21 protein-coding genes are annotated in these 23,278 nt (G+C 52.3%); 7 read left to right on the forward strand and 14 right to left on the reverse strand.

Annotated elements, in window-relative coordinates; genetic code table 11:
* Positions 1-52 precede the first annotated feature (52 nt).
* The 5 genes from ACFQO0_RS02840 to mltB all read left to right on the forward strand — a co-directional run bounded on the left by ACFQO0_RS02840 (position 53) and on the right by mltB (position 6,338).
* Positions 53-1,075 carry a transporter gene (locus tag ACFQO0_RS02840; RefSeq protein ID WP_382232530.1) on the forward strand — a complete coding sequence of 341 codons (1,023 nt, stop codon included), beginning with the start codon at positions 53-55 and terminating at the stop codon, positions 1,073-1,075.
* A 171-nt stretch (positions 1,076-1,246) separates the two neighbouring features.
* The gene (locus tag ACFQO0_RS02845) at positions 1,247-2,167 is read left to right on the forward strand and encodes an AAA family ATPase (protein WP_382232531.1); all 921 of its coding nucleotides are present in this window, start codon (positions 1,247-1,249) and stop codon (positions 2,165-2,167) included.
* A 51-nt stretch (positions 2,168-2,218) separates the two neighbouring features.
* The gene (locus ACFQO0_RS02850; RefSeq protein WP_382232532.1) at positions 2,219-3,220 is read left to right on the forward strand and encodes a DUF58 domain-containing protein; all 1,002 of its coding nucleotides are present in this window, start codon (positions 2,219-2,221) and stop codon (positions 3,218-3,220) included.
* Positions 3,217-5,244: a transglutaminase TgpA family protein gene (locus ACFQO0_RS02855; RefSeq protein ID WP_382232533.1), complete on the forward strand. Its 2,028-nt coding sequence runs from the start codon at positions 3,217-3,219 to the stop codon at positions 5,242-5,244. Before ACFQO0_RS02850 ends, ACFQO0_RS02855 begins: the two co-directional genes overlap by 4 nt.
* Complete coding sequence (gene mltB / locus ACFQO0_RS02860; protein ID WP_382232534.1) at positions 5,241-6,338, forward strand: lytic murein transglycosylase B; 1,098 nt, start codon at positions 5,241-5,243, stop codon at positions 6,336-6,338. Before ACFQO0_RS02855 ends, mltB begins: the two co-directional genes overlap by 4 nt.
* Positions 6,339-6,391: 53 nt before the next feature.
* On the opposite strand, the gene ACFQO0_RS02865 is transcribed toward mltB, so the two are convergent.
* Complete coding sequence (locus ACFQO0_RS02865) at positions 6,392-6,946, reverse strand: YaeQ family protein (RefSeq protein ID WP_382232535.1); 555 nt, start codon at positions 6,944-6,946, stop codon at positions 6,392-6,394.
* Positions 6,947-7,182: 236 nt separating this feature from the next.
* On the opposite strand from ACFQO0_RS02865, the gene ACFQO0_RS02870 reads away from it, so the two are divergent.
* Positions 7,183-7,761, forward strand: a complete 579-nt coding sequence (locus tag ACFQO0_RS02870; protein WP_382232536.1) for a DUF1415 domain-containing protein — start codon at positions 7,183-7,185, stop codon at positions 7,759-7,761.
* A gap of 419 nt (positions 7,762-8,180) precedes the next feature.
* Complete coding sequence (locus tag ACFQO0_RS02875) at positions 8,181-8,492, forward strand: hypothetical protein (protein ID WP_382232537.1); 312 nt, start codon at positions 8,181-8,183, stop codon at positions 8,490-8,492.
* A gap of 36 nt (positions 8,493-8,528) precedes the next feature.
* Here the strand turns inward: ACFQO0_RS02875 and cysM are convergent, their stop codons facing one another.
* From cysM to gyrA, 13 genes are all read right to left on the reverse strand, one after another.
* Positions 8,529-9,431, reverse strand: coding sequence for a cysteine synthase CysM (gene cysM, locus ACFQO0_RS02880; protein WP_382232538.1), 903 nt, complete (start codon positions 9,429-9,431; stop codon positions 8,529-8,531).
* A 166-nt stretch (positions 9,432-9,597) separates the two neighbouring features.
* Positions 9,598-9,963, reverse strand: a complete 366-nt coding sequence (locus ACFQO0_RS02885; protein ID WP_382232539.1) for a ComEA family DNA-binding protein — start codon at positions 9,961-9,963, stop codon at positions 9,598-9,600.
* 209 nt (positions 9,964-10,172) lie between these two features.
* Positions 10,173-11,348 carry a lipopolysaccharide assembly protein LapB gene (lapB, locus tag ACFQO0_RS02890; RefSeq protein WP_382232540.1) on the reverse strand — a complete coding sequence of 392 codons (1,176 nt, stop codon included), beginning with the start codon at positions 11,346-11,348 and terminating at the stop codon, positions 10,173-10,175.
* Between the two features lie 98 nt (positions 11,349-11,446).
* The gene (locus tag ACFQO0_RS02895; protein WP_382232541.1) at positions 11,447-11,761 is read right to left on the reverse strand and encodes a LapA family protein; all 315 of its coding nucleotides are present in this window, start codon (positions 11,759-11,761) and stop codon (positions 11,447-11,449) included.
* Positions 11,762-11,929: 168 nt separating this feature from the next.
* A complete protein-coding gene (locus ACFQO0_RS02900) occupies positions 11,930-12,235 on the reverse strand; it encodes an integration host factor subunit beta (protein ID WP_011871954.1) in 306 nt (101 codons plus the stop codon).
* An 11-nt stretch (positions 12,236-12,246) separates the two neighbouring features.
* Entirely contained in the window at positions 12,247-13,968 is a 1,722-nt protein-coding gene (rpsA, locus tag ACFQO0_RS02905) for a 30S ribosomal protein S1 (RefSeq protein WP_382232542.1), read from the reverse strand.
* Positions 13,969-14,122: 154 nt separating this feature from the next.
* Positions 14,123-14,794, reverse strand: coding sequence for a (d)CMP kinase (gene cmk, locus ACFQO0_RS02910; RefSeq protein WP_382232543.1), 672 nt, complete (start codon positions 14,792-14,794; stop codon positions 14,123-14,125).
* Positions 14,795-14,880: 86 nt separating this feature from the next.
* The gene (gene aroA, locus ACFQO0_RS02915; protein ID WP_382232544.1) at positions 14,881-16,206 is read right to left on the reverse strand and encodes a 3-phosphoshikimate 1-carboxyvinyltransferase; all 1,326 of its coding nucleotides are present in this window, start codon (positions 16,204-16,206) and stop codon (positions 14,881-14,883) included.
* Positions 16,203-17,105, reverse strand: a complete 903-nt coding sequence (locus tag ACFQO0_RS02920; RefSeq protein WP_382232545.1) for a prephenate dehydrogenase — start codon at positions 17,103-17,105, stop codon at positions 16,203-16,205. Before ACFQO0_RS02920 ends, aroA begins: the two co-directional genes overlap by 4 nt.
* Before the next feature lie 75 nt (positions 17,106-17,180).
* Positions 17,181-18,287, reverse strand: coding sequence for a histidinol-phosphate transaminase (hisC, locus tag ACFQO0_RS02925; RefSeq protein WP_382232546.1), 1,107 nt, complete (start codon positions 18,285-18,287; stop codon positions 17,181-17,183).
* Positions 18,288-18,376: 89 nt separating this feature from the next.
* Positions 18,377-19,453 (reverse strand): prephenate dehydratase, encoded by a 1,077-nt coding sequence (gene pheA / locus ACFQO0_RS02930; RefSeq protein WP_382232547.1) that lies wholly within the window; start codon positions 19,451-19,453, stop codon positions 18,377-18,379.
* Positions 19,454-19,491: 38 nt separating this feature from the next.
* Entirely contained in the window at positions 19,492-20,583 is a 1,092-nt protein-coding gene (gene serC / locus ACFQO0_RS02935; RefSeq protein ID WP_382232548.1) for a 3-phosphoserine/phosphohydroxythreonine transaminase, read from the reverse strand.
* A gap of 2 nt (positions 20,584-20,585) precedes the next feature.
* Complete coding sequence (gyrA, locus tag ACFQO0_RS02940; RefSeq protein WP_382232549.1) at positions 20,586-23,195, reverse strand: DNA gyrase subunit A; 2,610 nt, start codon at positions 23,193-23,195, stop codon at positions 20,586-20,588.
* Between the last annotated feature and the right edge of the window lie 83 nt (positions 23,196-23,278).

Consider the following 23,278-nt stretch of genomic DNA (forward strand, 5'->3'; position numbering starts at 1 on the left):
GCAAACCAGACTCCCTTGATCGGCCAGCGCGCGCACGCTCGCGACTCGCGCAATGATCACTCAGGCCAGCCTTAACTACGGTTCGGATCAGTCCGGATTGATCTGGGGCTTTCTGTTCAAGCCTGATGCACCGGCCAGGTTGATCAGCTCATCCGAAGCATTGATGTGGTTGCGCGAACAAGCAGGACATGCGAGCAGCGAATTCATCTGGTTGCACTTCAACCTGAGCAATACGGCCAGCGAAAAATGGATAGGCGAACACGCAGGCGTGGCCGAAGAATTCAATGAAGCCTTGCACGATGGCTCGCGCTCGACGCGCATCGAGCTTGCCGACAATACCCTGATCGCAGTCGTCAACGACGTGCTGCATAATTTTTCACTGGATTCGGCCGACATCGCCACGCTATGGCTGAGCGTGGCGCAAGGCGTGGTCATCAGCGCGCGGCGCACGCCCCTGAAATCGATAGAACGTCTGCGCCAGGCGGTCGAGCGTGGCGACACCGTGCGTTCTTCGGTCGAGCTGCTGGTGCATCTACTGCGCGATCAAGCCGACGTGCTGGTGCGTATCGTGCGCGATGCGGTCGCCCGCGTCGACAAGGTCGAAGACAATTTGCTGGCGGGGCGCTTGAACAAGCAGCGCAGCGATCTGGGTGCACTGCGACGGATACTGGTGAGATTGCAAAGATTGCTGGCCCCGGAGCCGGCAGCCCTTTTCCGCTTGCTGCAAAAGCCGCCCACCTGGGTCGCCGAAATCGATACACAAGAGTTGCGCCAATCCACCGAAGAATTCTCCGTTGTCCTCAGCGACATGAGTTCGCTACAGGAGCGCATCAAGTTGCTGCAGGAGGAGATTGCCGCCCAGGTCAATGAAGAAAACAGCCGCAGCCTGTACGTGCTGACCATCGTCACGGTGCTTGCGCTGCCTATCAACATCATTGCCGGCCTGCTCGGCATGAATGTAGGCGGCGTGCCGCTGGCTGAACATGCATACGGATTCTGGATCGTGGCTGGCATTGTTGCTACCTTCACCGTGGTCGCTGGCTGGTTCGTGGTCCGTAAGCAAAAGCAGGATTAAAGCCGGACTAACGCGCGTTTATCCCAAGGCTCCGTCACCGAAGAGCCAATCTCGCATAGAATCTCTGTGGCGATCTGTGGCGATAGCAAAATCCTGGATCCGACACACTGCGCGCGCATCCTGATGCAGCGAATGGCGCGCATGTCCCCTCACTCTGCTACGGAAAATCGAATGTTCGCAAAAGTGCATGCAGTCGCGAAACAAGTCAGTGAAATCGTTGTTGGCAAGGATTTGCAAATACGCCAGGCGCTGGTTTGCCTCTTGGCCGGCGGCCATCTATTGATCGAAGACGTACCGGGCGTGGGTAAAACCACATTGGCGCACGCACTGGCGATTTCGCTAGGCCTGCAATTCAATCGCCAGCAATTCACCAGCGATTTGCTGCCGGCGGACGTGGTCGGCATCTCCATCTTTGATCGCGAGAAGAACGGCTTCGTATTTCATCCTGGTCCCATCTTTACGCAAGTCTTGCTGGCCGATGAAATCAATCGTGCCACGCCGAAAGCGCAATCTGCACTGCTGGAGGCGATGGAAGAACGCCAGGTCACATCCGACGGCGTGACGCGCAGCCTGCCGCAACCATTCTTTGTGATCGCGACGCAAAATCCTACGCATCAGATCGGTACGTTCCCCTTGCCTGAATCGCAGATGGATAGATTTCTGATGTGCCTGTCGCTCGGTTATCCGGATGCCGCTTCCGAACGCGCCCTGCTGATGGGTGAAGACAGACGCACTTTGCTGAAGTCGATGCGCATGGCCATGCAGCCTGCCGATTTGATCGCGGCACAGGCTGAACTGAAAAACATTCACGTATCGTCAACCCTGATCGATTACATCCAGGCACTGGCACAAGCATCCCGTCAGAACGGGATGTTCGCCGAAGGCTTGAGTCCGCGTGCCACCATCGCACTTCTGCAAGCTGCCCGCGCATGGGCGGCGATGGAGGGACGTAACCACGTGATTCCGGAAGACGTGCAGGCGGTACTGGTGCCGGTTGCAGCACACAGGCTGCGCGCATTGAAATCGATCGCCGGCAATGCCTTGAGCAGTCGCGACATGGTGTTGCAACTAATGAAATCAGTCAGCGTTTAATCAGCCGTTCATATCAAAACCGCTAGCGTCATGCGCCCTTCCTTGCGAACCATGTTTCATTACTGGACCGGCCGTTGGCTGTTCAGGCTGCGCGATGCGGAAGCAGGTGAAGTCTTTCTGAACCAGCGCCGCGTCTTCATCGTGCCCACCCGCGCCGGCCTCACATTCGGCGTGATGCTGATCGTGCTGTTTCTCTGCTCGGTCAACTACAGTCTTAGCCTGGGCTTTGCATTGACGTTTTTGCTGGGTGCTTGTGCCGTCGTCGACATGCATCTGACCTTCCGCAATCTGGCACATCTGTATTTGCGACCAGGGAGCACGCCAGCGGTCTTCGCCGGTGAAGATGCGCAATTCGAACTGCATCTGAGCAATCGTCGCAAGCATGATCGCTATGCGATCTGGCTTAATTTCATCCATATTGATTTGCCTGCAATCGATCACGTAACCGATATTGCAGCCGACTGTAGTCGCAGCGTGACGCTCGCTGCGCCCACTCAGGAACGCGGCTGGCTGAATGCACCTCGCATCCGTTTGCAAACCCGTTTCCCGCTCGGCTTGTTGCGAGCATGGAGTTACTGGCAACCTGCGATGCGCGTACTGGTCTATCCGCAACCGGAAGAAAATGGTCCACCGCTTCCCGTACGCGATGGCGAAAAGGCCGATGGCCATGGTCACGCCGGTCATGACGATTTTGCCGGCATACGCGCCTATCAGGCAGGTGATTCGATACGCCAGCTGGCATGGCGACAGATCGCACGCATCGATGGCGGTGCGCTGGTGACCAAACAGTTTGAAGGTGGCGCCCGCAGCGAACTGGCCCTGGATTTCGACCGATTGCCGCCTGCAATGCATATCGAATTGAAGCTGGCACGCATGACGCATTGGGTGCTCGCAGCAGAAATGCGTGGCCTGCCTTATGCATTCCATCTGGGCAGCACCCGTTTCACGCCAGCTGTCGGGCCCGCGCATCAGGCTGCCTGCCTGCGTGCGCTCGCGCTATATGAACGAAATGAGGAAGCAAGCACGTCGGCAGCATCGGAGCGTACAGCGTGAGTTTCCTGCATAAGGTATTGCCTATGGCAGCGCGCACGACACGTCCGATGTCGCGTGCCAAGGCCGACACCTTGCTTCTCTTGTTTGCCTGCGGATTGGTGTTGGCCCCGCACGCCCTCCACCTGCCGCTCTGGATAAGCACCCTCTGCATCGGATTGATGGCGTGGCGCGGCTGGATCACGTTCCGCGGCAATCGCATGCCGCCACGCTGGCTGCTATTGCCCCTTGCCGTGTTGACGATGGGCGGCGTGTATCTCACGTTCAAAACGTTTTTCGGACAAGAGGCGGGCGTGGCGATGCTGGTACTGCTGCTCGCGTTCAAATTGCTGGAGATGCACGCCGGTCGCGATCTTTTTGTCGTGGTGTTCTTGAGCTTTTTTCTACTGCTGACAACTTTCTTTTATTCGCAAACCATCGCCACCGCGCTATTGATGATCGCTGCAGTGATCGCCATGCTGACTGCACAACTGTCTTTTCAATATACCGATGCAGTGCCGCCTTTACGCAAGCGCCTGCGATTGGGCGCAAGCATTTTTGCTTTGGCAGTTCCGCTAACGGTCGCGCTGTTTGTATTGTTCCCGCGCATCCAGGGTCCGCTGTGGGGCATGCCGGCCGATGCCAACGCCGGGCGCAGCGGTCTGTCCGACAATATGACACCGGGGAATATTTCCAAACTGGCCTTGTCGGAGGACGTCGCCTTTCGCGTCAAGTTCATCGATCCTCCGCCGGACAATTCCAAACTGTATTGGCGCGGCATTGTGCTCAGCCAATACGATGGACGCACGTGGACCAAACGACCATTGCGTAATCAGGCAAGCCAGCAAATCATGTGGACACCACGCGGCACGCCGGTACGCTATCAAATCACGCAGGAACCGAATTCACGGCCGTGGCTGTTTGCTCTCGAACTGCCTGAAGTTGCGCCACAATTACTGAATAACCGCACCGGCATTTCTCCTGATTTTCAGTTGCTGTCGGAACGCCCGATCACGGCCCGCATCCGCTACGATGTAACATCCTATCTGGACTACGATCTGCAGCCTGACGAAACGCGCACTTCCTTGCAGGAGTGGCTGGAGCTGCCCGCCAGTTACAATCCCAACACGCTCACCTTCGCGGCTGCACTGCGCCAGCAATACGCTGACGATTGGAATGCCGTAAACGCTGTATTGACATTTTTCCGGCAAGAAAAATTCAGCTATACACTGCAGCCGCCGCTACTGGGTCGCAACGGTGTGGACGAATTTCTTTTTTCTACACGCGCCGGTTTTTGCGAGCATTACGCAAGCGCTTTCGTCGTGATGATGCGGGCCATGGATATTCCGGCCCGTGTGGTCACCGGCTATCAAGGCGGCCAAATAAATCCGGTCGATGGTTTCATGACAGTACGGCAATCCGATGCCCATGCATGGGCGGAAGTCTGGATCACCGCACGCGGCTGGGTACGCGTGGATCCCACGGCTGCCGTCGCGCCCGAACGCATAGAACGCAATCGTAGCGCGGCGACCTCACCGGCCTTCGGCGGCTTGATCAATATGAATGTCGGTGCGGATTCCTGGCTGAGAAAAATCCGCTTTGGTTGGGATGCTGTCAACAATGGCTGGAATCAATGGGTATTGAATTACACGCCGGATAGGCAAAAGGGTTTGCTACAGTCGCTGGGCTTCGGTAACATCGACTGGCGCACCATGACCGCATTGATGTTTGCAATCGGTGGCATGTTAACGCTGCTGATCGCTCTTCCTTTACTTGCCAATCGCAAGCAACTAGATCCACTCGATGCTGTCTATGCAAGGCTCGGCAAGCAAATGGCGCAGCACGGCTATCCGCGGCAGGCACATGAAGGGCCACGCTCCTATTCCATACGATTGCTGGCTTCCGCTTCCAGTCTCACGCAGGAGCAGAAACACGCAGTCAAGAATTTCCTGATTATTTATGAGGCAGCACGTTACCGTCCGCTTGAAAAATCCGCATTGCCCGGCGTGCTGTCCAAACTCACATCCCTACTGAAGAAATCTCGATGAAATTATTTTCCAAGCATGCATCGCTAGTGACACTCTCGTCTGTGTTGGCACTGACCGGCTGTGCCTTTGCCCATGAGCACGACAAAAAACCGACTACTCAGGTCAAGGCCAAGAAAGTCGTCAAACCGGTACAAGGCGATGAATTCGCCAACTTCAATCAATGGAGCGACGTCGCCGCCTTTATCGATCAAATGGTTGAGAAAAACGGCTTCGACAAGAAGGAGCTGCAAGCGACCTTGAACAAGACACACTATGTCGACAGCGCGATCCAGTTGATGAAACCCGCGCCCCCCGGCAAGCCGAAGAACTGGGCCGCCTATCGCAGCCGCTTCGTCGAACCGGTGCGCATTGACGCGGGTGTCGCATTCTGGAATACCTATGCCGATGCGCTGGCTCGTGCGGAAGCACAATATGGCGTACCAGCAGAAATCATCGTCGCCATCATCGGCGTAGAAACGGTATACGGTCGCAACACCGGCAACTTCCGTGTGATGGATGCCGTCACAACGCTGGCCTTCGCCTATCCCGACACTCCCAATCGCACTGCACGCATGAACTATTTCCGCGGCGAACTGGAAAACACTTTATTGTTCGCACGCGATGAGCGCATCGATCCCTTCTCGTTGCTGGGCTCCTACGCCGGCGCGATCGGCTGGCCGCAATTCATGCCAGGCAGCATACGAAAATTCGCGGTCGATTTCGACGGCAACGGCCATATCGATTTACGCAATTCACCGGTTGATGCAATCGGTAGCGTCGCCAGCTTCCTGGTTCAACATGGCTGGCGTAAAGGTGAACCTACCGTATTCCCGGCCAAAGTAGACATGACAGAAAACTGGCAGCGTTTTATCGGCCAGGGACTAGAGGCAAAATTCAGTGTGGCAGAGATGAAGGCAGCAGGCGTGACGCCAGTGATAGAGCCGCCGGAGAATATGTTGTTTGGTCTGGTTGATTTACAGAATGGCGCAGATGCCAGCGAATACTGGCTGGGCGCGCCCAACTTTTTTGCAATCACTCAATACAATCGCAGCTTCTTTTACGCGATGTCTGTGATTGATTTAAGTCGTGCAGTGCGGGCTGCGCGTAATTACTGAATGCGGTAAGACGACAACGAATCAATGCGAATCAATGCAATACGACGCGACAATTATCGTGTCGTATCCGCAGGAATTTTCAATGTCTGCAAATCGATCAGCAGTGATTCACCCTCTCCATTGATCCAGACTTGCGCGTCCTGAATTGTGCATTGCAATTGCATATTCCTTTGCGCGAGTTTGGCGAGGGCTTGGCTGGTCGCAGCCGGCAAATTGAACACACTCAAATTTTTCGCTCTATCCACCTTGCTGGCAATCTGATTCCACCAGATATTGCTCATGCTGCTATAGCTGTAAATGATGACTTGATTTGAGCGACCGCAGGCTTTGAGAATACGTTTTTCATCGGGCTGACCAACTTCGATCCACAGGTCGATCGCTCCGGTTAAATCCTTCAGCCACAAATCAGGCTCGTCGTCTGCACTCAGTCCCTTGCCAAACACCAGCGCCTCACTCGCATGCAAAACGAACGCCATGATCCTGACCATCATGCGCTCATCGGTTTCGGATGGATGACGTGCGATGGTCAGCATATGTCCGTCGTAATACTGCCTGTCCATATCGGCAATTTGCAGATCGGCTTTGAAGATGGTGGATTTGAGAGCCATGGATGTACTTGTATAAAAGGCGTAGAGGGAAAAAAGAAATTCAATCAGCGCGCTGTGCACGCAGCCTCATGCAGTTGCATATCGCGCTCGCAAGAATAGCCGATCTATCGTCAGCCCAGCGATGATTTTTTCGCTTTATTGATAACAGTAGGCAAACGATGCCGCCCTCGTTCATGCGTTCAGAAATCATTCGTGAATTCAAACGTTTAAAATGGGTGCTTAACGAGAACACACTAATGCAAACTTCCCCGAACTCTATAGACCATCACGACAACTCGGTGATTGCCGAGACTCAGGCCTGGATAGAAAAAGCGGTCATCGGACTTAACCTTTGTCCGTTCGCCAAAGCGGTCTATGTCAAACAACAGATACGCTATGTGGTCAGTGCGGCCAACGATGTTGCGTTGTTAGCAGCAGAGCTGGAAGCTGAGCTACTGGCTTTGCAAGCCGCCGATCCTGCCAAGACTGATACCACTTTGCTCATTCTTCCAGATACCTTGGGCGACTTCTTCGATTACAACGACTTTTTGACTGTGGCCGATAATCTGGTCGAAGAGCTAGAGCTGGATGGCGACATTCAGATTGCAAGCTTTCATCCCGATTATCAGTTTGCGGGAACCCTAGCCGACGATATTGAAAACTACACCAACCGTTCGCCGTATCCCATCTTGCATTTATTGCGCGAAACCAGCATAGCGCGCGCGGTGGAGGCCTTTCCGGAGGCTGAAATGATCTTTGAAAAAAATATGGAAACCTTGCGCAAGCTGGGTCACCGAGGGTGGCAAGAACTGGATTTGAAACCAAAAACCAGATAATTAATTGACCACACGTTGATTTTTATCAATAAATATTTCAATTAACTCTTTCACAATCGTATTTCATCCTTATATAAAAAGTAGACGCCTCCTTATTGAGGCTCGCCCACCAATTTGGTTTCTTTTTGTTAATTTTTCAAAAAGAAAGCTTGTTTTGAGGAACTCTAAGCGCGCTGTGTGGCCCAATAAGGTATTAAAAGAACATTGTTTTTCAATTGCTTTTTTGGAATTTCTTGCTATATTGATTGCCTGTGGTTAATTTTTTCATATGAAAGATTCAGAAAAATCATCACCGTTTGCAACTTTAGTATTGTGGCAACACTCCAAGAAGTAGATGATGAAATTGCAGATTTTTGCATTTCCCCCATTCCACCTTTGACTTTTGAATCGAAGATATTATGACTACTCCGGATAGCCAAATGACTAGTAACCGACTTGCTGATCAAGTTGCTTATGATCCTAATCACTTGTTGGATTCGCTGATCGAAAAACTGCATCTGAAAAACGACGCAGCTCTTTCACGTGCACTGGAAGTTGCACCGCCGGTGATCAGCAAAATTCGCCATCGCCGTTTGCCGGTCGGTGCTTCGTTGCTGATTCGTATGCACGAAGTCAGTGACTTGAGCATTCGCGATCTGCGCATTCTGATGGGTGATCGCCGCGATAAATTCCGTATCAGCGACAAGCAGTTCAAGCCTAAAGATGGCGTAGCTGTAGATCAGGCAGAATAAAACAGCCGATTATTCCCGGCTGAGTTATTTACATACTCACGCCGGGAATACACCGGTTGAAAGATAGCGGTCGCCTCGGTCACAGACGATGAATACTATCGTTGCGTTTTCTGTTGTTTGAGAAATTCGCAGTGCGACTTCGCATGCGCCAGCCGCTGAAATCCCGCAAAAAATTCCCTCTTCGATTGCCATCCGTCGTGCAGTTTGCTCTGCAACGGATTGACTGACGTATTCCAAATGGTCAACCTTGCTCGCGTCATATATCTTGGGTAAGTAGGCTTCAGGCCATTTTCTGATTCCGGGAATCTGCGACCCTTCTTCGGGTTGTACGCCGATAATTTGAATATCCGGATTTTTCTCTTTCAGGTATTGGGAAACGCCGATGATGGTTCCCGTAGTACCCATTGCACTGATGAAATGCGTGATCTTGCCGCCAGTGTCGCGCCAGATTTCCGGACCTGTCCCTTCATAGTGGGCACGCGGATTATCGGGATTGGCAAACTGGTCGAGAATCAATCCTTCGCCATTTTTCTGCATCTGCTCGGCCAGATCACGTGCGTACTCCATCCCGCCAGCTTTAGGCGTCAAGACTATCTTCGCGCCATACGCAGCCATCGCCTGGCGACGCTCTTCGCTTAAATTCTCGGGCATCAACAGGATCATCTTGTAGCCACGCATCGCAGCCACCATCGCCAGCGCAATCCCCGTGTTACCGCTGGTTGCTTCGATCAGCGTGTCGCCAGGTTTAATCGTGCCGCGCGCTTCTGCGTGCTTGATCATCGACAATGCCGGCCTATCTTTTACGGAGCCTGCAGGATTATTGCCCTCCAGCTTGCCGAGAACGATGTTGTTGCGTCGCGCAGTGTCTTCACCATCCAGGCGCTTGATTTGCACCAAGGGTGTATTGCCGATGGTGTCTTCGATAGTCAAATATGGCATAGGGGATTGAAATTGTGTACTGAAGAACGTCATTCTAATCGACAGCGCTGGAGCCTGTGCAAACCTGATAAAAAACCTTGCGTGCAGAAAAAAACCCCGACGACTATTTTCGCCAGGGCTTCGCTCATCATTCGCTTGTCTTTGATCCGATATCAGTGCCTAGACATCAGGGTTTGACCGCTTTTTTGACTTCAGTTGCTTTATCGTTGACTGCAACCTTTGCCTTATCTGCTTTTGTTACTGCAGGTTTCATTACGCTTGGTTTGGCCGCACCATTTACTGTCAAGCCTGCTTGTGAAAACTTATCCGAGCTCTTTTCACCAACGCCTTTTACACGGGTCTGCAGGTCATTCCAGTCTTTGAAATTTCCACCCTTTTTCCGCGCGTCGAGTATCGCTTTTGAGGTTGTCGGCCCAATACCCTTGACGCCATCAAGCGCCGCCTGATCAGCTTGATTCACTTCAACGCTTGCAAACGCAAAGCCGATGGAAGCGATTAGTGCACCCAAGGCCAACAATAATTTATTCAACATAGAATGTCTCCAGTGTATTGATGAAAAAACTCAGGAACAGCGGGCGATTACGCCCGAGTTTATTGCGAATAATGCAATAAACTCGCATGAACTTTAACAGCAATGATGTGGGATGACATTCCCATAAACAGGTGAGTTTTCATCGTTAGAGCGATGAAAATCATGACTGGAGACAATCAAGTGCTTGAAACTTTAAGAATCATGCACACTCAATTCATGACATTTAATTCTTCGGTGCGGCGCGGCGGATAACTTTCCCATTTGCTGCAACCGGGGCATTGCCAGTAGTACTGACGCGCCTTGAAGCCGCAATTACTGCACTGATAACGCGCGAGTTTTTGCGTATAGCCGTGCACCAGATTCTTGACCATCGATAGTTCGGAACGCATTTCTGGCGGGGCATCCAATAGGCGCGCTTCAAGCAATTTATCCAAACCTAACAGTGTCGGCGTGCGGCGCAATTCGTCGCTGACCATCTGTGTCGCTTCATCCACGCCTTCCAATTCCAGCACAGCTTGAAATACAACCTCAAGCAAATCGATGGAGGATGCTTCAGTCAAATAAAATTTCAACAGATTTACACCCTCTTGCGGGCGGCCCACAGCGCGATAACCATCCATCAAACGCTGCGCTACCAATGCCACATGCGGCACGCTCTGGTGCTCGACACGGCGCCATGCAAGCAACGCAGACTCGGTATCGTCTTTGTCTAAGAAGGCATCGCCCATCAAGATCGTGGCACGCACACTCTTGCGATCGGCAGCCAAGGCTTTTTCCAACAAAGCAATGGCGGCATCAGGATGCGTGTGCACCAACTCGTCTTGCGCCAATTCGCAATAAAATTGCGCGACTTCCTTTTGACGCCCGCCTGCACCGGACTCCTGTAACGCTTGCGCCGCTTCGATCGCACGCGCCCATTCCTTCTCGCGCTGATATATTTCCAGCAAGGCGCGACGCGCCTGTGCGCTATATTGGGTATCGACCAAAAGGTTAAAGGTTTCTTCTGCACGATCCAGCAAACCGGCGTTCAGGTAATCCTGGCCCAGTTCATATTGCGCGTGCACCTTATGCTCTTGCGGCAAATCGGGACGTGCCAGCAAATTTTGATGCACGCGAATCGCGCGTTCAGTCTCGCCGCGACGCCGAAACAGATTACCTAAAGCAAAATGCAGCTCGACAGTTTCCGGATCCAGCTTAACGATTTCTATGAATGCATCGATTGCCTTGTCAGGCTGCTCATTGAGCAAAAAATTCAAACCCTTGAAATAGCCGCGCGGCAAACTGCGTGATTCGGAAACCAGTTGTTTGATATCGACACGTGCGGCGATCCAGCCCAGAGTAAAAAAAGCAGGAACTGCGAGCAACCACCAAGTTTCAAATTCCATGCGATGTCGTATGTATTATTAGTTGATCAAATGAATGAATTTGCAGCCTGGATATTTTTATCAAGTTGCTATTCAAATAGTGAAGGCAAAAATGCAATTTATAACTGAGAAATTGCGTCTGGCTGCGGCGGTTGCGATTTTGCCAGCAATTGCGCCTGTGCCTCATTTTGTATAGTCGCAAGCGCCTTCTTGTTTTTTGCTACATCCCTACGCGAGCGAAATACCATAGGCAACATGGCCAGCACGCCAAGCACGGCGCCACCCACGAAAAAGCCCAGCAACAGTAAAACCAGCGGTCCTTGTATGACGTAACCCAGAAAAAACCGCAATGTCACTTCATCTGTATTTTTCAAGGCAAAGCCGAAAAACACGATAAAAAAGAGGACGGCAAGGATTCTGAACAGTATCTTCATGATGCTGATTCCTTTATTTAGGCGAAACGGATGGCGATAACGCCATGCAAATGGGTATAACTTTTTGGTATAGCTTATTAACTAGCGAAATTGTACGTGATACCCCTCAAGGGGGTACAACGAAAAAACGGCATCCGAAGATGCCGTTCAAATTTCAATGCAAACAACTCAGTCTTCAATGATCGGTTGCCCAACCATAGCGTCTACCCGCTCACGCAACTGTTTGCCGGGCTTGAAGTGCGGCACCCGTTTCTCCGGGACCATCACCTTGTCGCCCGACTTCGGATTGCGACCGATGCGCGGTGGACGGCTATTGAGTGCAAAGCTGCCAAAACCACGGATCTCGATCCGCTGTCCGGTCGCCAAGGCGTCGGACATCGCATCGAGTATGGTTTTGACCGCGTAATCCGCATCTTTGGCTACCAGTTGCGGATAACGCTCAGCCAGACGGGCAATCAGCTCCGACTTAGTCATTTACGCTGAACTTAGTTCTTGCTGTTGTCGAGCTTGGCTTTGAGCAATGCGCCGAGGCTGGTCGTACCGGATGCAGCGTTCGAATCCGACGACATTTTTTGCATTGCTTCTTGCGTTTCAACATTGTCTTTTGCTTTGATCGACAGTTGAATACCGCGTGCTTTGCGATCAACGTTGATGACCATAGCTTCGACTGTGTCGCCGACTTTCAGGTGCGTACCAGCATCTTCCACGCGATCGCGGGAGATTTCGGAAGCGCGCAAGTAGCCTTCAACTTCTTCGGACAATTGGATCACTGCGCCTTTAGGCTCAACCGATTTAACGGTACCAGTAACCAACGCGCCTTTGTCGTTCATCGCAGCGAAGTTGTTGAATGGGTCGCCTTCGAGTTGTTTAACGCCGAGCGAAACGCGTTCACGTTCCACGTCGATTGCCAACACGATTGCTTCCAGCTCATCACCTTTTTTGAAGCGACGAACCGCTTCTTCGCCTGTTTCCGTCCATGACAGATCGGACAAGTGAACCAGACCGTCGATGTTGCCAGCCAAGCCGATGAACACGCCGAAGTCGGTGATCGATTTGATCGCGCCGCGGACTTTGTCACCTTTCTTGTGGGTGACTGCGAAGTCATCCCATGGATTGGCTTTGCACTGTTTCATGCCGAGGCTGATACGACGACGTTCTTCGTCGATTTCCAGAACCATGACTTCAACTTCGTCGCCCAATTGGACAACTTTGTTTGGCGCCACGTTTTTGTTAGTCCAGTCCATTTCGGAAACGTGAACCAGGCCTTCGATACCTTGCTCAACTTCAACGAACGAGCCGTAGTCTGTCAGATTAGTGACTTTACCGAACAGGCGTGTGCCTTGTGGGTAACGACGTGACAGACCGGTCCATGGATCATCGCCCAATTGTTTGACGCCCAGCGATACACGGTTTTTCTCTTGATCGTACTTGAGAACTTTAGCTGTGATTTCTTGGCCGACAGTCAGCACTTCCGATGGGTGACGCACACGACGCCATGCCAGATCGGTGATGTGCAACAGGCCGTCGATACCGCCCAGATCCACGAACGCGCCGTAGTCGGTGATATTTTTGACGATGCCGGTAACAACCGTGCCTTCTTTGAGTGTTTCCATCAATTTTTGACGCTCTTCGCCCATCGATGCTTCGATGACAGCGCGGCGCGACAGCACAACGTTGTTACGTTTGCGGTCAAGCTTGATAACTTTGAATTCGAGGGTTTTGCCTTCGAATGGGGTCGTGTCCTTGACAGGACGTGTATCAACCAGCGAACCCGGCAAGAATGCGCGGATGCCATTGGTCAACACAGTCAGACCGCCTTTGACTTTACCGTTAACGGTGCCGATAACGATTTCGCCAGACTCCATCGCTTTTTCAAGCGAGAGCCACGACGCCAGGCGTTTAGCCTTGTCGCGCGACAGGATCGTGTCGCCAAAACCGTTTTCGAGGGATTCGATTGCGACGGAAATAAAATCGCCAACGTTGACTTCGAGTTCGCCATTGTCGTTTTTGAATTCTTCGATTGGAATAAATGCTTCCGACTTCAGGCCCGCGTTAACGATCACAAAGTTGTGGTCGAGGCGAACGACTTCAGCCGAAATCACTTCACCGGAACGCATGTCCTGGCGTGACAACGATTCTTCAAAAAGAGCGGCAAAACTTTCCATGCCAACAGGTGTATCTTGAGTTGATGTGACAACAGTAGTCATATGAGATATTTAAGCAGGTTGACCAAAATTCGTATTTTTTCGTTTCACTGCAAACTGAAGGACACAGCGAAAACGAAACGAATAATGGGTTAGGTTTTTCAACGTCTGCCTGACTTTGCATCAGGACAGACACCGGGGTACTTCACAACAACATTTACTTCTTTAAATCTGCATACCAGCCAAGCACCTTTTCTACCGCCTGATTCACGGTCAAATCCGAGGTATCCAGCAAGTACGCACCTTCCGCAGGCTTCAATGGCGCAATTGTGCGATTTACATCGCGCGCATCGCGCTCGTTCAAATCTTTTAGAAGGTCTTGCATATTAGCAGAAAATCCCTTGTCAATCAATTGCTTATATCGTCTTTCCGCACGCGCTTCCGCAGTCGCCGTCAGGAAGACTTTCAGCTCGGCATCGGGGAAAATCACAGTACCCATGTCGCGCCCATCGGCGATCAAGCCTGGCGTTTCACGAAAACGTACTTGCAGATCGACCAACGCCTTGCGAACTGCTGGTAAAGTGGCAATTTTTGATGCCGCATTGCCAACTTCTTCTGCCCGTATCGACATACTCACGTTTTCACGATCGAGGAAAATGTCGCCGTTCTTGAAGCCGCATTTCAGGGTTTCTACCGATTTCGCCAAGGCCTGTTCATCGTCCAATGCAATACCTTGGTACAAGGCGGACAAGGCGGTCAGCCGATACAAGGCACCAGAATCGAGGTAATGAAAACCCAGCTTGGTCGCAACCAATTGTGCAACCGTGCCTTTGCCGGATGCCGTCGGGCCGTCTATCGTGATGACAGGAATAGGTAGAGATGAGGTCATTTTAAGAAATCAGGTAAGTGCGGCCATGATGGATGGTCGCTTTGTCGCATGCGCCTGCAATCCATTCAGCGCAAAGTTTGTAATCTTTAAAACAAGGTGTCTTCGGTAACTTTGGCAAAAGCCTCAAAATAATCCGGGAAAGTCTTCGCCACGCATTGCGGATCGTTGATGCGCACTTTATTGCCGCGCCGCGCCGCGCCATCCAGCGTCGCCAATGAAAAGCACATTGCCATGCGATGGTCATCGTAGGTATCAATTGCTGCCGCCTGTATCTCTGACGGTGGCGTCACACGCAAATAATCGGCGCCCTCTTCCACAATCGCACCCAGCTTGCGGAGTTCAATCGCCATCGCACTGATGCGATCAGTCTCCTTCACACGCCAACTACCGATATTGCGCAAAGTACTTGTGCCATCGGCGTACAAGGCAGCAACGGCGATCGTCATAGCCGCATCAGGAATGTGGTTGAAGTCGGCATCAATCGCACGCAACACGCCATTCGATTCGGCTTCTATCCAGTTCTCGCCCATACGGATAGTCGCGCCCATTTGTTCGAGCGCCTCGACGAAACGTACGTCGCCCTGAATACTGTCCTTGCCGACACCTTCTACCCGCACAGGACCGCCGGCAATCGCACCCGCGGCAAGAAAGTATGAAGCCGACGAGGCATCACCTTCGACATGGATAGTGCCCGGGCTGATATAGCGCTGCCCGGCCGGAATAGTGAACGACTGCCAACCATCACGTTGCACGGTAATGCCAAAGCGTCGAATCAGATTCAGCGTAATTTCAATATACGGCTTGGAAATCAGTTCGCCGATCACATCGATGCGCACATCTTCTTCGCGCGCCATCAAAGGCGCAGCCATGAGCAAGGCCGTCAAAAACTGACTGGATACATTGCCCCGCACCTGCATGCGTTGCGCATGCAGCCGGCCGCGCTGAATATGCAAAGGCGGATAACCAGCCACACCCGTGTATTCGATATGTGTACCAACCGCATTCAATGCTTCGACCAGATCGGCAATCGGACGCTCATGCATACGCGACACGCCATGCAAGGTGTAATCGCCACCGGTAACGGCCAACGCTGCCGTCAATGGACGAATCGCCGTGCCGGCATTGCCCATGAACAGATCAGCCTGGTGCACAGGGAACGACCCGTTCACGCCATGCACAACATAATCTTGCGACTCGCCGATCTGTTCCCATTTGACGCCGAGTTTTTGTAGCGCCATCAACATCACATGCGTGTCGTCGGACGCCAGCAAGTCCTTGATGTGCGTCGTGCCATCGCACAGCGCTGCCAGCAACAAAGTGCGATTGGAAATGCTTTTTGAACCAGGCAAACGGACTAGGCCTTTGGCATGCATGGCTGGTTGCAAATCAAGATAATGCGGGTAACGTTTCATTCATTGCCGTCTTGTTTAGGCTGTACTTCAGCCGTTTCGATACTGCGCTGCCAGTTATGGCGCGCACGCTGTGCATTGGAAAACATTGCGTGAATTGCCTCACCATTACCATCCGCCAACTGGCTGCGCAAGCGTGTCAGCTGCGCGATGTATGCGTCCAGCTCCGTCAGGATTGCATCCTGATTGGTGAGGCTGATATCGCGCCACATTTCCGGCGAAGAACCGGCGATCCGTGTGAAATCACGAAAGCCGCTGGCAGCATACTGGAACAGCAAATCGGCATGTTCCCTGTTCGCAATATCATCGACCAAGGCATAGGCCAGCAAATGCGGCAAGTGGCTCACTGCGGCAAAAACCGCATCATGATTTTCTGGCGTCAGTTGATGGATGACGGCACCGCATTGCTGCCATGCTTGCTGCACTGTCGCGACCTGCTCTGCCGAGTTTTCAGACAAAGGCGTCAGGACAACCTTCTTCCCAACATATAAATCAGCGATCGCCGCATCGGGGCCGGTAGACTCCAATCCTGCGATCGGATGGCCGGGCACAAACTGCCCCACTTTGTCACCGAGAGCGAGACGCGCAGCAAGTACCACTTCACCTTTGATACTGCCTGCATCGGTAACGATCGTGTTTTTTTGCAGATAAGGCTTGATGGCAGCGAGCGTGGCTTCAGTTTGCGCTACCGGCAAAGCCAGCAACACCAGATCGGCATTCTTCAGCGATTCTTCAAGTGACGTGCTGATGACGTCAATGATGCCAAGTTCCTTGGCGCGCAACAGCGATGCTGCGGTTCGACCAACACCGACAATCTGTTCAACCGCACCGGCTTTGCGCAATGCAAGTGCAAAAGATCCACCGATCAAACCCACACCGAAGATGACAATTTTTTTAAGCACGCGAATATATGGAAAGTGTGGAAAGCAATTGATCGGTTCTGTCAGAAATTCAATGGCGGCTTGCAGATTGCAAACTCAAGCCAAGGCATTCTTCAGGGCGGCAATACAGATCGCGTTTTCTTCTGGCAGCCCGATTGAAATGCGCAACCATTGCGGCAAACCGTAGTTGCCGACCGGACGCACGATTACACCTTGCTTCAGCAAGGCCAGATTGATACGTGCACCTGCACTATCGTCATCACCGACCTTGACCAATACGAAGTTGCAGCTGGACGGCACATATGTGAGCCCCAGTTCATTAAAAGCTTGTTTCAGCTGACGATAGCCTGCGGCATTCAGTTGTGCGCTTTTTTCGACAAAGGCTTTGTCATTCAACGCTGCAATCGCGGCAGCTTGCGCCAGCGAATTGACATTGAATGGCTGACGTATCCGGTTGAGCAAGTCGGTAATGCCGGGTTGCGCGATGCCATACCCAATGCGCAAACCCGCCAGACCATACACCTTGGACATAGAACGGGACACCAGCAGATTCGGATACTGAGCGACCCATGCGATGGAATCATATTGCAATTCAGGCGCAAGAAATTCCGTATACGCCTCATCCAGTACAACGACCACGTTCGGTGGCACGCGTTTCAGGAATGTTTCGATCTGATGCCCCGGAATAAATGTCCCGGTTGGATTATTCGGATTCGCAACAAAGATCAAACGCGTATCGACTTCAATCGCATCCACCATCGCATCGAGGTCATGACCAAAATCTTTTGCCGCGACAACCAGCGAGCGACCACCAACTGCCTGCGTCGCCAACGGATAAACCGCGAACGAATACTGCGCATAGATCACCGATTGTCCCGGCTGTACAAATGCATGCGCCGACAATTCCAGGATATCGTTGCTACCGTTGCCAAGCGTGATCCATTCCGCAGGTACGCCATATTTGGCTGTGATGACAGCTTTTAACTTGAAACCGTTTCCATCCGGATAACGGCCTGCATCGGCAATCGCAAGCGCCATTGCTATCTTGGCCGATTCCGGCATGCCAAGCGGATTTTCATTGGATGCAAGTTTGACGATTTTTGCTTCGTCGAGGCCGAATTCGCGCGCGACTTCAGCAATTGGTCTGCCGCCTTGATAAGGCGCAATGGCACGAACGTAATCAGGGCCGAACTGAATTGACATAAAGAATTCCAGATCAAGAGTGACTATTGTCAGGATGGCGTCGCGGCGTTTGCCGGCAAGCGCTCACTGAAGCAACAGCAGAAATCAAATTACAAGCTGAATGGATACGAACCGAGTATTTTGAAAAATGCAGAGTTATCTTTTAACTCCTTCAACGCATCTGCCACTTTGCTGTCTTTTAAATGACCTTCCACATCGACATAGAAATAATATTCCCATGTACCCATGCGTGCAGGTCGCGACTCAAAACGTGTCATCGACACGCCATGTTTCGCCAAAGGCGCCAATAAATTGTAGACCGCGCCCGCCTTGTTCGGCACCGACAACACCAGTGAAGTCTGATCCTTGCCGCTAGGTGCAGTGTGCAGTCGCCCTATCACCGCGAAACGCGTGCGATTGTGCGGATCATCCTGTATGTGCGCCTTGACGACTTGCAGGTTGTAATTTTTCCCGGCGATCTCACTGGCAATGGCAGCAACCGTCAGATCCTCACCTGCCAGCCTTGCCGCTTCACCATTGGAAGCAACGGCGCGCCGCTCGATATTGGGATAATTCTGGTTGAGCCACAACTGGCATTGCGCCAATGCTTGCGAGTGCGCGCATATGCTTGTGATGCCGTTCATGTTGCCGGAACGCGTCATCAAGCTATGATTGACCTGTATCGATACTTCACCGCTCAGCGTCAAGGTCGTTTGCAACAGCAAATCGAGCGTGCGATTGATCACACCTTCAGAAGAATTTTCAATCGGCACTACGCCAAAATCTGCTGTCCCGGCTTCTGTTGCGCGAAACACTTCGTCGATTGATGCGCATGGCATGCCTTCGACCGCGCGGCCAAATTGCTGATACACAGCCTGCTCGCTGAAGGTGCCGGCAGGACCGAGATACGCGACTGTCACGCGCTTTTCCAGCGCACGACAAGCGGACATCACTTCGCGAAATACAGTTTGTATATCCGTATCCAGAAGTGGGCCGGGATTGCGTTCTGCCACACTGCGCAAAACCTGTGCCTCACGCTCCGGACGAAACACCGGCGCATTGGTTTCTGCCTTGACGTGACCGACTTGCTGCGCGACGCGCGCGCGTTGATTCAACAAATCCAGGATTTGCACATCGATCGCGTCGATCTGTTCACGCAGCGGTTTGAGCTTGTTGTCCGTCGTCATATTAGGCAAACACGTTAGATTTTCTGATTCGAAAAAAATCAGCCGTATTTCTTTTCAAAGTCCTTCATGAAGGCAACCAGTGCCTGCACGCCTTCGAGCGGCATTGCATTGTAAATCGATGCACGCATACCACCGACCGAACTATGACCTTTGAGTTGCACCAGATCATGCTGCTCGGCTTCGGCGATGAACTTGCTGTTAAGCGATTCATCTTTCAGGAAGAAAGGCACGTTCATGCGCGAGCGATTCGCTGCCGGCACTTTATTGATATAAAAGTCTGTCGAATTCAGGTAGTCGTAGATCAATTTTGCTTTCGCAATATTGACCTTTTCCATTGCCGCAACACCGCCCTGGCGTTTCATCCACTGGAAGGTCAGACCGGCGATATAGATAGGATAGGTCGGCGGCGTATTAAACATGGAGTCATGTTCGTCCACCAGCTTCCAGTCGAATGCGGATGGGCAAATTGGCAACGCATGTCCCAGCATATCGTCACGCACGATGACGATCGTCAGGCCTGCAGGACCAATATTCTTTTGCGCGCCGGCATAAATGACCGCGTATTTGGACACATCCATTTCGCGCGACAGGATATTTGATGACATATCTGCCACCAAAGGTACATTGCCTACGTCAGGCGTGAAATCAAACTCGACACCGCCTATGGTTTCATTCGTGCAGATATGGACGTAAGCCGCATCAGACGTCAGCTTCCACGTATCCCGTGCAGGCACATGATGAAAACCCGAGTCTTCCGACGAAGCGGCAATATTCACCTTCGCATACTTGTGCGCTTCTTCAATGCTCTTGACCGACCAGTGACCGGTATTGACGAAGTCGATCGTGGCCGGCTGCGATTTATGGCCAATCAAATTCATCGGCACGATTGCATTCTCGGCAATCGCACCACCTTGCATCAACAAGATCTTATAGTTGTCCGGAATGGACATCAAGGACCGCAGATCGTCCTTGGTTGTTTTCAGAATTTCTGTGAATTCACGCCCGCGATGACTCATCTCCATGACTGACAAACCGCACCCTCTCCAGTTTGTCATTTCATCCGCAGCCTGCTGGATTACTTCTGGTGCAATGGCTGCCGGACCCGGCGAAAAGTTATACACACGCTTCATTCTTATTCTTCCTCCGTACCGGATTGATCTTCTTCAATATCTGATTCAAGTATGCGTTGCAGGCCGCTCAGCTTGGTGCCATCTTCGACAGCGATCAGAGTGACGCCCTGGGTCGCGCGACCCATTTCCCGAATTTCTGCCACACGGGTGCGAATCAACACACCACCGGTCGTGATCAGCATGATCTCGTCTGCCGGCTCAACCAGCGTGGCTGCAACGACCTTGCCATTACGCTCGCTGGTCTGGATCGCGATCATGCCTTTGGTGCCGCGGCCATGACGTGTGTATTCGGTAATTGGCGTACGTTTGCCGAAACCGTTTTCAGTCGCGGTCAATACTGATTGCTGTTCATTCTCAGCGACCAGCAGGGCAATGACCTGTTGTCCTTCTTCCAGATTCATGCCGCGCACACCGCGCGCGGTACGACCCATAGGACGCACATCGTTTTCGTCAAAGCGGACTGCCTTGCCCGAATCGGAGAACAGCATCACGTCATGCTTGCCATCGGTCAGCGCCGCACCAATCAGGAAATCCCCGTCATCCAGATCGACTGCAATAATACCGGCCTTGCGCGGGTTGCTGAAATCGCTGAGTGACGTCTTTTTCACGGTACCAAGGCTGGTCGACATGAAGATATAACGATCTTCAGGGAAAGTGCGATTCTCGCCGGAGACTGGCAGGATCACGGTAATTTTTTCGCCATCCTGCAGCGGGAACATGTTGACAATAGGTTTGCCACGCGAACTGCGCGAACCTTGCGGCACTTCCCACACCTTCAGCCAGTACATACGGCCACGGTTGCTGAAGCAAAGAATGTAATCGTGCGTATTGGCGATGAACAGTTGATCGATCCAGTCGTCATCCTTGGTCGCCATGGCCTGCTTGCCGCGACCGCCACGTTTTTGCGCACGGTATTCGGAAATCGGCTGCGCCTTCATGTAACCGGTATGCGACAGGGTCACAACCATATCCTGCGGCGTGATCAAATCTTCGGTACCCAGATCGGTCGCATTCAATTCGATTGCCGAACGACGCTCATCCTTGTTGCCAATGCCATATTCATTTTTCGCAGCATTCAGCTCATCGGTAATGATGACGGTGACGCGCGCAGGCTTGGCCAGAATGTCGAGCAGATCGGCGATCTGATCCATCACTTCTTTGTATTCGTTGACGATCTTGTCTTGTTCCAGACCAGTCAGGCGCTGCAGACGCATCTGCAAAATTTCTTGCGCTTGATCGTCAGACAATTTGTACAAACCGTCAGGCTGAATACCATAGTGCTTAGGTAAATTTTCCGGACGGAAGGCATCAACACCGCCAATACCCTCACCGGTGCGCGCCAGCATCTCACGCACGACGGACGAATCCCACGCACGCGACATCAGATCAGCTTTAGCAACTGGCGGAGTAGGCGCAGCTTTAATGATGGCGATAAAGTCATCAATGTTGGCCAGAGCAACTGCCAGGCCTTCCAGTACATGGCCACGCTCACGTGCCTTGCGCAGTTCAAATACGGTACGGCGCGTCACCACTTCACGGCGATGCGACAGGAAGCATTCAAGCATCTGCTTCAGGTTCAGCAACTTCGGCTGACCATCGACCAGCGCGACCATGTTCATACCGAATGTATCTTGCAACTGAGTCTGTTTGTACAGATTGTTCAGCACAACTTCAGGCACTTCATTACGCTTCAACTCAATTACAACGCGCATACCCGATTTATCGGACTCGTCGCGAATATCTGAAATGCCGTCGAGCTTTTTGTCACGCACCAGCTCTGCAATGCGTTCCAGCAGAGACTTCTTGTTAACTTGATACGGCAGTTCGTCGACGATGATCGAAGAACGGCTTTCCTTGCCGTACTCTTCAAAATGGGTTTTTGCCCGCATCACCACGCGACCACGACCGGTGCGGTAACCATCGCGCACGCCGGAAACGCCATAAATAATGCCGCCCGTCGGGAAGTCAGGTGCCGGAATGATTTCAATCAATTCATCCACAGTACATTCGGCATTGCGCAGTACGTGCAATGCACCATCAATCACTTCCGTAATATTGTGTGGCGGGATATTGGTCGCCATACCGACCGCAATACCGGATGAACCGTTAATCAGCAGATTCGGGATACGGGTAGGTAGCACCGACGGCTCTTTTTCCTTGCCGTCATAGTTAGGCACGAAGTCGACGGTCTCTTTATCCAGATCGGCCAGCAGCTCGCCGGCGATCTTGTCCAGACGACATTCGGTGTAACGCATCGCTGCCGCGTTATCGCCATCGATCGAGCCAAAGTTACCCTGACCATCGACCAACATGTAACGCAAAGAAAATGGCTGCGCCATCCGTACCAGCGTGTCGTAGATCGAGGCATCGCCGTGCGGGTGGTATTTACCCATGGTCTCACCGACCACGCGCGCACATTTGACGTAAGGACGATTCCAGACGTTGTTCATTTCATGCATCGCAAACAGAACCCGACGATGCACCGGCTTCAAGCCGTCGCGTACATCAGGCAATGCGCGGCCTACAATGACGCTCATCGCGTAATCGAGGTAACTCTTGCGCATCTCTTCTTCAAGCGAAATCGGGATTGTTTCTTTAGCGAATTGATCCATTGGCGGTTCGTCTGGTCTTTGGCTAGGGTTGGATAATGAGGAATCAACCACTTGATGAAGCAAACAAGCTGGCGATCCGGCAA

Origin of the sequence: Herminiimonas aquatilis (genome assembly GCF_042665175.1) — a bacterium.
In the GTDB taxonomy this organism is placed as follows: Bacteria; Pseudomonadota; Gammaproteobacteria; order Burkholderiales; family Burkholderiaceae_D; genus Oxalicibacterium; species Oxalicibacterium aquatilis.